Raw genomic sequence first — 12,400 nt, 5'->3', positions numbered from 1 at the left:
TGATCGACGAGGCTGATGATGGCGATCGGCACCGAGAAGAGCTTGGCGGCCAATGCTGTGATGCGGTCAAAAGCACCATCCGGGGGAGTGTCGAGGATGTCGTACCTGCGAACCGCCTCAAGACGACGCACTTCGTCTTCATGGGAAGGGGCAGAGCGTGGGTCGAACGGATTCATCACTATCCAGTCTGTAACGCAGGAGAAGAAGGAGAAACTCCCGGCGCAGGAAAGGCGGCGTACGCGGGCATGTAAGAACAATGTCCGTTGACAATCTTATCAGCAAAACTCTCCATCAAACCAGCCGCGATAGGCTTACAGCTAAGCTGATGGCAGGATCAGGGTTTGCTGCTGATCTGAAACGAGGCGCCTTGACGAGCAGCCGCCGCTTCCAATGAATTGCTGCAGCGCGCAATTTCATTGCGCCGTTGTTCCAGAACCCCTAGACAGCAGAATTGCTGCGGTGCGGCATCTCGGCATCACTCCGGTCCCGAGCAGATCACCGGGAAGCACTGCACCCATGACCGCTCACATCACGCATTGGCAGCCGACCGCCGACGCCATGTCCAAGACCACACAGGCTGCCACAGAGTTAGGCCGCAGCAATCTGGAAGCCCTGACGCAGTCTGCGCAAGCCTCTGTCGCCGGCATGCAGGATCTCGGCCGCCTCTATGTCGCGGCGGTTCAGGGCCTGATGCAGCAGGCGATGGAGAGCACCAAGGCCTTTGCCGGTGCGAGGACCCTGCAGGATGTCCTGGCCGTTCAGGCGAACCTTACCCGTGCTTCCTTTTCAGCCATCATTCCCGGCTTGATTCGGTCAGGTTCGACTTCCTCCATGCGCTGCCCCACCGGAAGCTTGGTCATGCGTTCTGTTGAGGACGGGGAGGATTCCATGGGCACCACTCAGACGGATACAGAAGCACCCGGCTATGCCGAGTTTGACCAGACTTCCCAGAAGATCTCGGACGAGGTCTCAGACAGCATGAGGCGCGTGCTTCGGTCGCCGAAGCATGGTTCTGCCTACGCTGAGAATGCGCCGCAGGAAGTGAGCCGCCTTACCACATCGGCTGTGGCCGCTATTCACCAGCGTCCCTTTGCTAGCCTTCTGGCCGCTGGTGCATTCGGCTGGGTACTGGGCCTGCTCGCGGGCCGCCAGCGGTAAAGCTAGGACAGCGCGCGCTGCATCCTTGCCTGCTGCAGCGTGACACCTTTCGCTATGGCCAAAGCGGACGTGAGCGCCTGGGGCATCTATGAACGCTCCCTTGTACGGGATCGGACATACGTGCGTGGCTTCACCCTCTACGTGTCAGGATATTGCCTGCCGAGAATGTCCCGGCGCAGGCAGCTGAGAGACGCTGTGCGCTCCCGCCGACACTCCGTCGCAGGAGCCTCTCATGATCCCGGCTGCTCATGGTCAAATTCTGCCCCGCAACCGTCTGCTGGCCGCCCTGCCCGCCGAAGACCTCGCCAGGCTCTGGCCGCAGCTGGAGACCTCGAAATGCCCGCCGCTGCATGGCCATTGGGAGCGGGATGGTCGCGTCCGGTCGTGACGCGACCCTGCTGATGGAGCTGGATGATGGGCTTGGTGCCGCTGGCGCCGATCTTTGTGGGGCTGCCGGGCTATGCGGGAGCAGATCGGGTGCTGAGCCACGCCAAGCGGGTGAAGGTGTAGGCCAGACTGGCGATGCCGATCTTCACCTGCGCCCGGGCCAGGCCGATGGTGCGCACGAACAGCGCCATGCGGTGCTTCTGCGCGGCAGAGTGTATGCTCGATGCCCGAGCGGATCCGGGCGCGTGAGGCATTGGCTTTCGCCTGCTGCTCAGAGAGTTCGCGCCGAGGTGGCCAGCGGAATTGGATGCGTTCGCTCAGACCGCAGCGCTCCAGCACCTCCAGATTGCGCTTGATGCGGTGGGCAGTGTCCGCCCAGACGCGGCTGGCCGTGTTCTCGGGGTCGAGCAAAGCAGCAAAGCTGCGGCTATCGTGCTGGGCCGCATCGGTGACCGTCCAGCGGCGGATCCGCAGCTCCACCGTCCCGGCCCAGGTCTGCCAGTCCCGCTCGCGGTAGCCGTTGCGCTGCACCAGCCGGTCCGGAGAGCGCTCGCCATGAGCGGCTCCCGTCACCTCGCCGACCTCCAGCTCCATCAGCCGCTCCGCGGCAAAGCCGATCATCTCCCGCAGGAAGCTGGCGTCCGAGCCCTTCTCCAGCAGCTCGCGAAGGGCAATCTTGTCATCGGTCATCATGGTGGTCCGAGGTTCGGGTTGCAGGTCTCGACAACCCACACCCTACCGAGAACCATTGCGGTGGCCGCCTCCTCAGAAGCGGTCAGCTCCTACACCACCACAAGGGATATGACCAAGATCTCGAAGTCGACCACGGATGAAAGCCGCTCCAGCGGATCACCCGCAGCAGATAGCGCCGCATACCGCTCATCGACATCCAAGAGGCCGGGTTGCCCCGTCATTCCTGCCGCCTCCGTTGACCAGAGCCAGAGAATTAGATTGGCGCGTCAACAACGAGGTTTCTCGAAGTATCCATTTGTCTGGCGTGCGTGACGCAGCCCAGGAAGCGCGACCGCTTAGCCGCCTCCCCGCCGAACCCGCTGGCGGTCGCACTCTGCCGCAAGGCGCGGATAAGCTGCGGCTATGGCGGCGTAGACCATGCGGCGGATCGTCCGCACGGCCTCTTGTGCCCCGACGCGTCTCGCGACCTCCTCTAGCTGCCGGTCATAGGTCGTGAGCGCGTGGTGAATGTAGTCGACGGTGATCCGGTCCAGGAACCCTGAGCCCGACGGCCCTTCTTCGGTCCGGCTACCCAGTGCCGTGAGGGCGCGACGCCTGACCACAGGCAAGGGTAGCGCCTCGACGTCCACCGTCATCTCGGCAGCCTGCCGCATCAGGGCGGCACGCTTGGTCTCAACCCCTTTTTTAGCATAATCAGCCCGGCGGGCTGCCTGCTTGCGAGCCGCGAGAAAGGCCGGCGTTTGCTCGGCGGCCTCGACGCGATCCGCCGCATAGAGCCGCATCGGCGCCGAATTTTTGTAGTACGGGTTTCCTCTCAGATCGTCCGGCTCGCCGAGCAAGCGCAGAAGCAGGCTGGGCGTCCAGCCGCGCTCGCGTAGGGCAGGCACGCTGAGGAGGGTGGGCGGCGACATCTCACTCTGCCAAGTCGAACTCCGGCTTATGGTTCAACGTTCAGGTGTCGGGAAGCCTCCGGGCCTTGCCCGCCACGGTGCATCTCCACGACAAGGGCAAGCGCCGCCCTGTCCATCTCATCCAGCCGAACCGTGTGCCGCAGGTAATCGGTCCATGAATCCACCGCCCAGAGCTCGGTGAAGCAGTCGGGCTGGGCCAGATCCCGGTAGAGCCTCCATCCTGCCGCTCCCGCGCGCATGCGGACCTCGCGAACATGCCTCATGGCCTCCAGGAACGCGCCCTGGTCGGCAGGATCGACCTGGTAGCGGACCACCTCCAAAACCCGACCTGACTGCTCGTGCAGCGACTCCTTCAGGGGCGATGCCGGATCCCCCGCCCGAGGCAGGGCCGTGGCCGCCTTCCCCCGTCGCTTCTTGACCCGCCGGGCCATGTCCTGCGCGAAGTTCACCAGGCGCCAGGGCCGTACGGCGACCGCGGCGATGGCGCCGCTTCCGGCACAGATTGCGAGGGCAGTCGGCACCCCAACTGTAGCCCCCACCCATCCCCACAGGAGTGATCCCACGGCCAGGGCACCGAAGAAGGCGAGGTGATAAACGCCCAGGGCGCGGGCGCGAACCCAGGCCGGGGCCGTCATCTGCGCGGCCGCACCCAGAGTGCTCCCTGCGGCGAGCCAGGCCGCGCCGAAGATCAGCACGGCGAGGGCCGCAGGCGCCCAATGGCGGGAGAAGCCGAGCAATGCCATGGCGGCATAGGCCAGCAGGGAGGCGAAGAACACCAGCCGGCCCTGCGACAGGTGCTCCCTGATCATGGGCAGAACCGTTCCTGCGGCAACGGCGCCGAAGCCGGCCACGCCCAGCATCGCCCCGAAAGCCGCAGGTCCGAGGCCAAGCACCTCCCGGATCACCAGCGGCATCAGGGCCCACACGGAGGAAGCAAAGAAGAAGAAGGCACAAGCACGTAGAATGGCCGCGCGCATGGCCGGCACGGCGATGGCGAAGCGCAGCCCTGCACGCACTGCCGACGGAAGCCGCTCCGGCGGAAGATCGGAGCGGCGCGCCACGGGCCGTCGCCAAGCGACCAGTGCCCAGAGCAGGGTCAGGAAGCCCACGGCATTCAGCGCGAAGGCCGCGGCCGGCCCGGCCGCCGCCATCACGAAGCCGCCGAGCGCCGGACCCAGTGCGCGGGCCAGGTTGAACCCGACGCCATTCAGGGCGACCGCCTGCACGAGGTCGTCCTGCGGAACCAGCTCGGGCGTCGCCGCTGCCCAGGCGGGGAAGACCACGGCGGTCCCGGTGCCGATCGCAAAGGTCAGGGCCAGCAGACCCCAAGCGCCCAGCAGGCCCAGGGCTGCCAGGATGGCGAGGAGCAGGCCGGCCGCAGCGATCCAGATCTGCGCCGCGATGAGGGTGGCGCGGCGGTCCAGGATGTCGGCCAGTGCGCCTCCGGGCAGGGCAAACAGGAAAACAGGCAACATGGCGGCCGCCTGAACGAGGCTGACCATCACAGGCGAGGGGGCAAGCGAGGTCATCAGCCAGCCGGCGCCGGTGTTCTGGATCCACAGCCCGGTGTTGCTGGCGAGGCTGGCGATCCAGAGAGCCCGGAACGCGGGATGACGGAGTGGGGCGAAAGCGGCAGCGGGAGATGAGGGCATGGTGGCGCCTGTGTGGGAGGTCTGCTGGCTGGGGCCTGCTCATTTGCCCACACGCATGTATACGCGCCACGATTGGATAGGTTCACAGGCGGTAGAGGCCTCCCAACGTGGACCAGGAGGTCGGCCGGGGTGGGTACCTGGCCGGCGATGGACTCACGAGGTGAGCGCATCTGCAGCTGCTCCGCATTGTTGTGGTCGTTGAGCTAGGAAGGACCTGCGGGACGATGGCGATCCTGGATCCGATAAGTCTGCCATCTAATGTGGTTTGGGTAGGTGCCTCACTCGCGATCCGCGCTCAGCAGCGCTGGCATCCGGGATACAGGAATCTGCGGCTGTGCGCTTATTCTGACCATCCCGGTGCCGCGACGCCGCCTCAAAGATGGGCGGGGCCCTGCTGGCGTAAGATGGTCGAGATGAGCGAGAGGCGACCTTACAGAGCGCAATGGCGCACCGTTCCTGCCGCGGCGGCGTTCTGGTCGATATGCCAACAGACCATGAGGGCAGCGCCGCACCCTGCCAAAGCCCCGCCTTGGGCCAGCCGGACAGCAGGTATGCCGCACCCAGCCCTCTGCTGATCCCCGCCCGTGGCTGGCGGCAGGTGCTGCGCCGCTGCTTCTGGCGCGTGTTCCAGGATCGCCTGCTGGGCGAGGCGGCCGCAGTGGCGTTCTACGCACTCCTCGCAATCTTCCCGGCGCTCGCGGCCCTGGTCACGCTATGCGGCCTCTTCGTGGACCCGGAGGCAGTCGCGGGATACTTCCAGGTCCTGGCAGGCATGCTGCCCGCCGGGGCGGCCGATGTGGCTCGAGACGCATTGGGGCGCATCGGGACAGCAGGTGGAGGACGGATCGGCCTTGCCGCCGCGCTGGCTGCCACCGCGCTCTGGAGTGCCACAGTGGCGGCGACCCAGCTCTTTGGAGCGCTGAACGTCGCCTACCGTGAGGAGGAGAGGCGCGGCATCGTTCGTCTCTGCGGCACCGGTGTCGTGTTCGCGCTCGGGACCACGGTCTTCGTCATGCTGGCACTTGGAGGCGTGCTGGGTGTGCCAGTCGCGCTCGGTGCCAGAGCCGGATCCGGTGGGGACGTGAACGGGCTGCTCCAGCTTCTGCGCTGGCCGGCCCTGCTCGCTTTGGCGTCCGTTGCCCTTGCGTTGACCTACCGCCACGGCCCTTGCCACGCTTGCCCGCGCTGGCGCTGGGTCAGTTGGGGTGGTGCGGTGGCATCCTCCATTTGGCTGCTCGGCTCCGCGTTGGTGTCCTGGTACATACAGCGTGTCGGCAGCTACGACTGGCTTTACGGTTCGACTGGCGGCGTGCTCGGCCTGATGCTCTGGGCCTGGGTCTCGAGCGCGGCCGTGCTGGTCGGAGCCGTGCTGAACGCCGAATTGGAGCAACAGGTCGCGCCCAGCACTGCTTCTGCGTCACCACACGCCTGGGTGGCCGGAACTGCGGCCAGGAGCAACCTCGAGTGATATTGTGACGGGTCCACGGCAGGCTTAGAGATACGGCCAGGCAGACGTCGGGCCATCAAAATGCGCGTTGCGGTCCAGACACTTGGCACGCGAGGGGACATTCAGCCCTACTTGACGCTTGCACTGGAGCTGACCCACCGCGGCAACCACGTGCAGATTGCCGCGCCCACCCAGTTCGAGGCGATGATCACCGGGCACGGCCTCGAGTTTGCGCCAGTCTGATCCGATAACTCTGACAGCGCCTTTCCGGCGTTACACGAGCGGATCTGGAGAAAGGAAAGCTGGTGGCGAACGTGACGCTTGTGGCGACCATGCGCGACGAAGGGCCCTATCTACTGGAATGGGTCGCCTATCATCGGCTGATCGGATTCACCGACATCGTCGTGTGCAGCAATGATTGTGTGGACGGCTCGCCGGCGCTGCTGGACGCGCTGCAGGGGCGCGGGCTGCTGCGGCACATCCCGTGCGGCCCTGGACCGGACGACAAGGCACAGCTTTTCGCCTACCGGCAGGCGGAGGCCGTGCTGTCCAGGGCCTGGCCTGATGTGTTGATGGTGCTGGATGGCGATGAGTTCCTGAACATCCATGTCGGGCAGGGTACCGTGGCCGAGTTGCTCGACGCCGTGCCGCAGGCGACCGCCATGATGATCAATTGGCGGATCTTCGGCAGTGCGGGCCACGAAAGCTGGTCGGCCGATCCGGTGCTGCGCCGCTATCGCCATGCGGCAGCGCGAGACCACGGGGTCAACCGTTCCTTCAAGACGCTGTTCCGGCATCCGGAGAGTTATCACTGCCCGTTGCTGCCGCACGGCCCGGGCTTTGCGCGGCCGGAAGCCCTGCCGCGCCTTCGGGTCGTGGATGGTGCCGGCCTGCCGCTTCCCGAACGCTATGCCCGCGCCGAGGAGTTTCTGCAGACGGAGCCCGGAGCCGTCACCTGGCAGCTGGCGCAGGTGAACCACTACAACACGCGCTCCTGGCAGGATTACCTGGTCAAGCACCGGCGCGGCGGCGGCCTCGGTCCGGAACGCTGGGACCGGGACTCCAACTGGGAGGCCTTCAACCGAAACGAGGAAATCGACCTCAGCATCGGGCGCCACGCCGCGGCCACTGAGCAGGCGATCGCCGAACTGCTCTCCGATCCCCTGATCCGCAACTGCCACGAGCGCTGCCTCCATCTGTATCGCAGCCATGTCGAGACGTTGGCGGAGGACGCGCGATGAAGGAGCCGTTTTTCTTCGGCATCCCGCTGGTGTCCCGGGCCGGTGCCACTGACTGGGCAGTGATCGAGCGGCTCTTCTCGCTCACCTTGCGGTCGCTGCTGGCCCAGACCGATCGCGATTTCAGCGTGATCCTCGCCGCCCATGATGTTCCCGCCGCTTGGCACGATGTTCCCGCCGCTTGGCACCGGGTCTCGCGGGAGCCGGGCTTCCACCTGATCCGCGCCGACTGGGCGCCGGAGCCGCCAACATCGGCCAATGACGATGGCGGCCGCAAGAAGTGGCTCATCAAGCAGGCGGTGCGGGCCCGGGCGGGAGGCCTGCTGATGTTTCTCGATGCCGATGATTGGGTGGCCTCCGACCTGGTGGAGAAGGTGCGCGCTGTCATGCACCCCCGGCACATCGGCGCGGTGGTCACGAACGGCTTCGCGCTGGATTATGCCACTCTGCGTCTCGCCCGCTTTCCCATCGCCGGTGCCTTTGACGGTCCCTTCCACGCCCTGTGCGGGTCATGCACGATTGGCCGCGTCGTCGCCGCTGCATCCGAGCCCCATCTGCTGGACCCGCACGCGGTATTAGGCTCGCATCACGACTGGGAAGGCCGGGCGACACAGAACGGCTTCTCGCTGGCGCATCCCGCGGCGGAAGGACTCTACATGGTCGGAACCAGCGAGAACCATTCGGAATGTCATGGACCTTTCGCCGAGTGGCGGCGCCATGTGACGCGAGCGGTGCGGAGCCGTGGCACGTTGCTTGAGCCGGGACTCGCGCAGGCGTTCGGGCAGAACATCGACGAGCTTTCCTCCGCCTGAGGAGGGTGCGGGGACGGAACACCGGGAGGCAGGCATCGGTTCGCGGCAGGTGGATCGGCAGCCAGCAAGCTTACTCACAGAGCCAAGATCCGGTTTCTCATGTGCTGCGCCAAAGAGCGGTCAGGCCGCTCCCGGCCAGACCCTGGCAACAGCCGGCACCAACAAACCAGCATCTTGGTATCGCTTTGAACAAGATTCCTTCCGCCTGTCTCGATGGACAGACGCCTTACACTTCCCGTGTACGAAAGCTTCCCTGCTCCGCGCCGAGCATCACTCGCCCAACCCGAAAGCTTCGGCATCTCATATGCTTCAAGTAGGCTTCCTCCGTGCGCTGCCTCAACCGTGAGCTTGGTCATGCGTTCCTATTGAAGACACGGAGGACCCCATGGACACCACTCAGACTGACCCAGAAGCAACTGGCTTTGCCGAGTTCGACCAGACTGCCCAGAAGATCTCAGACGAAGCTTCGGATAGCATAGAGCGCACACCTGCATCACCGAAGCAGGGTGCTGCCTATGCTGAGGATGCTTGGAAAGAAATGAGCCGCCTCACGACATCGGCTGTAGCCAATATTCACCAGCGGCCCTTCACGAGCCTCCTGGCCGCTGGCGCCCTAGGCTGGGTGCTGGGCCTGCTCGCCGGCCGTCAACGGTAAATCCATGATGCATCTGTGCAGCGCTGGCCGGGTACTTGCCTCCTGCACTGACTGTCCCTGACCAAAGTCGAGGCCGGGTGCTGCCGCTCTACGAAAGCAGCTCCCAGCCGAGGCTCATTTAAGGTGCCGCGCAAGGTGCTTGTTCATCTCGAACATTGTCACCTTCTCCTTACCAAACACCGCCCGCAGCTTGTCGTCGGCCAGAATTTCGCGGCGGTCATCCGGGTTCTGCAGCTTGCCTGCCTTGATGTATTCCCAAACCTTGCTGACCACTTCGCCACGGGCAAGCTTTCCTTCGCCCACAACCGCCGCCAGCTCGGGTGACGGCTGGAGAGGCTGCTGAAGCGCATTGGGCTTCTTGGCGGGAGTTTTCGTAGACTTGTCCTGAGCCTTCTCGGAAGTGGAAATCTTGGCTGCTTTGGTAGGCTTCTTGTCGGTCGTTTTGGCGGTCATCTCCACACTCCATTGCAAGATCATCAAAGATCGCAGGACGAGGCCGTCCTATCGGACCACCGCCGACAGCAAGCGGCTTGGCTGATCCCGGTGGCATTGGCAAGTCGTTGCCGCGAACCAGCAGCGCCGCAGCACGCTTCCAAGAAGGTCAAAGCCTCAGCCAGTCTGGCAAGCCGATACCTCGCGCTCCCCGGGCCAGCTTAACCGCCTCAGGCTATAAATCACGATCAAACATGATTTTGAATGTCTACTAAGCCAGCAGCAGCTCTGTCGAATGCTGGGCACGCTATTCCTTCTTAGCGGCCTCACTAGGTTTGTCTCCGACATTAAGCATCGGATGCTGCCAATACGTGTCCACTACTGCTCGGCCTGGGCGAGCCGTTCCACCTCCCGCACGTAGCCGTCGGCGTCAAACTTCTTCAGGCTGGCCTGCCCCATCGACCGGACGTTGCCATAAACCGGCCGCGGTCCCCAAGGGCGATCGTGCAGCCCGAACAGCCAGCCGACGTTGGTGAAGGAGTTCGCATCGCGCCCGTCGATGAAGTAGCGGTTGTTCAGGCGCAGCGCCGTGTTCCAGGCCTCTTCCGGCGAGGCCGACCATTCTACAATCTTCTTGCCCCAGTACATGCGCATGTGGTTGTGCATGTACCCGGTTTCGCGCATTTCAGTCATCGCTGCATTCCAGTAGCGGTCCTGGGTCAGGCCCTGCTCGAACTGCTCGGGTGTGTAGAGGAAGGGGCGCGGGTCGGAGCGGTGCGCGTCCAGCGTCTTGCGCGCCCAGGCCGGCGCAGCGGTGTAGTCATCGTAGCGCGGCTCGTAATGAAGGTGGTTCATGGCGAGCTCCCGCCGCACAACCAGTTCCTCCAGATAGGCTGCGCGGTCCTCCGCATCCCCACCCGGAGCCTGCTGCACGGCCAGCGCCAGGGCGACTGGGGAGATCTGGCCGAAATGGAGGTACGGGCTCATATGCGAGGCCGCGCCGGCCTCCGGCCGCCCACGGCCGGCGGCATAGCCAGCAAGAGAATTGTCCAGATAGGTCCGCAATTGTGCCTCCGCCTCCATGGTGCCGCCCCGAAAGCGGCGCACGGGCCGCACGCTCTGGTCCGCCTTCAGGCTGGCCACTAGGCGCGGCACGTCGCTGAGGTCTAGTGTGCTGTCGTTCGGTAAATGGTGCGCAGAGTGGCGGACTTCCCGTTCCTCCAACGGCACGAGGTAATCCGGCAGCAGCCGGTTGATCTTGGGGCGGAAGGTCCGCGCCGCAATCTCGTGCTTGGGCGAGGCCGTTTGCACGGGTACCACTACGTCGCCTTCTACCTGCATCACACGACAAGGCGCGCGGGCGGCAAAATCGGCCTGGAACTGCCGGGCCGGACGCAACTCGCTACGATCGCAAACCACCAGCGCGGCCTTGGCAGCATAGCGCAGCGCCGTCTCCACCGGCGGTGCACGGCGGGCCACGAAGCCGATACCGCGCTTCTCCAGCGCCGGCCCGATCTCCGCCATGCCTTCCAGCAGAAAGCTCCAGTGGCGGGCATTCACTTCGGGGAAGCCCTCGGCGATGCCATAGCAGACCAGCACGGGCAGGTGGCGCGAGTTGGCTTCCTCCACTGCGTATTCCAGCGCAGGATTGCAGCGTGCGCGCTGCGACAGTCCCATCCAGTAGAGGACGTAGCTCGGCGCCTGTCCTTCCGGAGCTTGGTTGATGGTCCTGATGCGGGTCTGCTGGATCATGTTCAGCGATGTGGTGCCAGATCGCGGAGCGGCTAGGTCAACCCTCTATCAAGCCTACCCGCCTCACTCGCGCATTATCTGCCTAGGGATTACCCGGCGGCACCCCGTCCTGCTTGATGCTGTTTTGCTGAAGGGTGCACCGTTCTCCTGAAGGAGAGTTTGCAATTAGATGTCTCGTTGCGCCAAGCGCCCAAAGGCCTCTGACACCGCCCGAAACGCATCCGCGCTGCCCCCGACATCCGGATGGACCGTCTTGACGGCGTGGCGATAAGCCCGCAGATCGGTTCCTGAGGAAGGCATCCGATCCAGACCCAGGGTTGTGAGGTCCGGGTTCACGGGTGCAGGTGCTCCTCGGGGCCACGATGCGCCTGGCGCCAGCAGCATCCAGGCGTCGTTCACAGACCTCGTCGCCATAGCGAAAAGTTCGGCGTTCCAGCGCGTCAGGAAGAGGCAGGTGTAGAGCATGGCCTGGAGCTAACGCCTGGAACCCAGTTCGGTGTCAGATCGGTCGGCCATCTGGCTTCATTCGGATTTCCTGTCGGCGCAGACGATGTCACAAGCCCGGCAAAGCCGCGTCCTGCTGCTGGCCCGGTGCTGCGACAGCCTCGATAGCGGCCACCACCCGCTCTGGCGCACCGTGGTGAACCATGTGGCCGAGACCCGGAAGCACGTGCAGCTCACTTCTCGGCAGCGCCCGATGCAGGCGCGCGGATTGCCGCCCGACGTCGACGATCCTGTCATCGGCGCCGGCCAGGATCGCGACCGGCAGGTGGGCGAGTTCGGCGTATCGTTCCTGGAAACCCGCCCCGGTATCATCGTGGCGGCATCCTCGGCGCTCGCCTTGACCTGCCAGGGCCGCAGCATCATCGGGATTGGCACGGCCTCGGTGAAGGCCGGGGGGACCGGCGCCGGCGCGAACATGGTCCGGATCATCTTCGGGGCGATGAGTTGCCCGACTAGCGGGCCGACCGTGTAGCGGATGGCATCGCCGATCACCGGGACCGCAGGTGGCGAGAACAGCGGCACGTCGGCCCGTGCGGTCGGGAAGTAATAGCCCGACAGGAGCACGAGACCTCGTACGGCCTCCGGATGGTTGAGCGCCAGGGCCATGGCCACCAGCGTGCCCCAGGAATGGCCGACCACAACCGGCCGCACGATCCCCAGGCGCGCGAAGGCCTCCGCGAGGACCGCAGCCTGGGCTTCGGCCGTCCACAGTCGGTCGCGCGGACGCTGGCTGTAGCCGTAGCCCGGGCGGTCGAAGGC

The 12,400-nt window shown here is 65.1% G+C and carries 12 protein-coding genes and 1 pseudogene; 6 read left to right on the top strand and 7 right to left on the bottom strand.

What is annotated here, in order from left to right:
- The first annotated feature begins 516 nt into the window (after positions 1-516).
- Positions 517-1,158, top strand: a complete 642-nt coding sequence (locus tag D2K64_RS21880; protein WP_157986027.1) for a phasin family protein — start codon at positions 517-519, stop codon at positions 1,156-1,158.
- A gap of 848 nt (positions 1,159-2,006) precedes the next feature.
- Here the strand turns inward: D2K64_RS21880 and D2K64_RS21875 are convergent.
- The 4 genes and pseudogenes from D2K64_RS21875 to D2K64_RS21865 form a co-directional block, all read right to left on the bottom strand.
- A pseudogene (locus D2K64_RS21875) lies at positions 2,007-2,235 on the bottom strand (transposase); the annotation flags it as partial.
- Between the two features lie 92 nt (positions 2,236-2,327).
- Complete coding sequence (locus D2K64_RS25745; RefSeq protein WP_370765157.1) at positions 2,328-2,459, bottom strand: hypothetical protein; 132 nt, start codon at positions 2,457-2,459, stop codon at positions 2,328-2,330.
- 114 nt (positions 2,460-2,573) lie between these two features.
- The gene (locus D2K64_RS21870) at positions 2,574-3,149 is read right to left on the bottom strand and encodes a hypothetical protein (protein WP_120010490.1); all 576 of its coding nucleotides are present in this window, start codon (positions 3,147-3,149) and stop codon (positions 2,574-2,576) included.
- A 26-nt stretch (positions 3,150-3,175) separates the two neighbouring features.
- The gene (locus D2K64_RS21865) at positions 3,176-4,801 is read right to left on the bottom strand and encodes an MFS transporter (protein WP_120010489.1); all 1,626 of its coding nucleotides are present in this window, start codon (positions 4,799-4,801) and stop codon (positions 3,176-3,178) included.
- 442 nt (positions 4,802-5,243) lie between these two features.
- On the opposite strand from D2K64_RS21865, the gene D2K64_RS21860 reads away from it, so the two are divergent.
- From D2K64_RS21860 to D2K64_RS24725, 5 genes are all read left to right on the top strand, one after another.
- Positions 5,244-6,269, top strand: a complete 1,026-nt coding sequence (locus tag D2K64_RS21860; protein WP_120010487.1) for a YihY/virulence factor BrkB family protein — start codon at positions 5,244-5,246, stop codon at positions 6,267-6,269.
- A gap of 60 nt (positions 6,270-6,329) precedes the next feature.
- Positions 6,330-6,491 carry a glycosyltransferase gene (locus tag D2K64_RS21855; protein WP_120010486.1) on the top strand — a complete coding sequence of 54 codons (162 nt, stop codon included), beginning with the start codon at positions 6,330-6,332 and terminating at the stop codon, positions 6,489-6,491.
- Positions 6,492-6,553: 62 nt separating this feature from the next.
- Positions 6,554-7,489 carry a glycosyltransferase family 2 protein gene (locus D2K64_RS21850; RefSeq protein ID WP_120010485.1) on the top strand — a complete coding sequence of 312 codons (936 nt, stop codon included), beginning with the start codon at positions 6,554-6,556 and terminating at the stop codon, positions 7,487-7,489.
- Positions 7,486-8,298 (top strand): glycosyltransferase family A protein, encoded by an 813-nt coding sequence (locus tag D2K64_RS21845; RefSeq protein ID WP_120010484.1) that lies wholly within the window; start codon positions 7,486-7,488, stop codon positions 8,296-8,298. The genes D2K64_RS21850 and D2K64_RS21845 overlap by 4 nt, the downstream gene beginning before the upstream one ends.
- 385 nt (positions 8,299-8,683) lie before the next feature.
- The gene (locus tag D2K64_RS24725) at positions 8,684-8,953 is read left to right on the top strand and encodes a CsbD family protein (RefSeq protein ID WP_157986026.1); all 270 of its coding nucleotides are present in this window, start codon (positions 8,684-8,686) and stop codon (positions 8,951-8,953) included.
- A 114-nt stretch (positions 8,954-9,067) separates the two neighbouring features.
- On the opposite strand, the gene D2K64_RS21840 is transcribed toward D2K64_RS24725, so the two are convergent.
- From D2K64_RS21840 to D2K64_RS21830, 3 genes are all read right to left on the bottom strand, one after another.
- On the bottom strand, positions 9,068-9,406 hold the full coding sequence (locus tag D2K64_RS21840; RefSeq protein WP_120010483.1) for an SWIB/MDM2 domain-containing protein: 339 nt from the start codon (positions 9,404-9,406) through the stop codon (positions 9,068-9,070).
- A gap of 357 nt (positions 9,407-9,763) precedes the next feature.
- The gene (locus D2K64_RS21835; RefSeq protein ID WP_120010482.1) at positions 9,764-11,137 is read right to left on the bottom strand and encodes a deoxyribodipyrimidine photo-lyase; all 1,374 of its coding nucleotides are present in this window, start codon (positions 11,135-11,137) and stop codon (positions 9,764-9,766) included.
- A 522-nt stretch (positions 11,138-11,659) separates the two neighbouring features.
- Positions 11,660-12,400, bottom strand: a 741-nt coding sequence (locus D2K64_RS21830; RefSeq protein ID WP_202910788.1) for an alpha/beta fold hydrolase, incomplete at its 5' end; no start/stop codon positions are given.

Source organism: Teichococcus vastitatis, from assembly GCF_003604215.1.
Lineage (GTDB): Bacteria > Pseudomonadota > Alphaproteobacteria > Acetobacterales > Acetobacteraceae > Pseudoroseomonas > Pseudoroseomonas vastitatis.
This window is presented reverse-complemented; position numbering and strand designations above follow the sequence as displayed.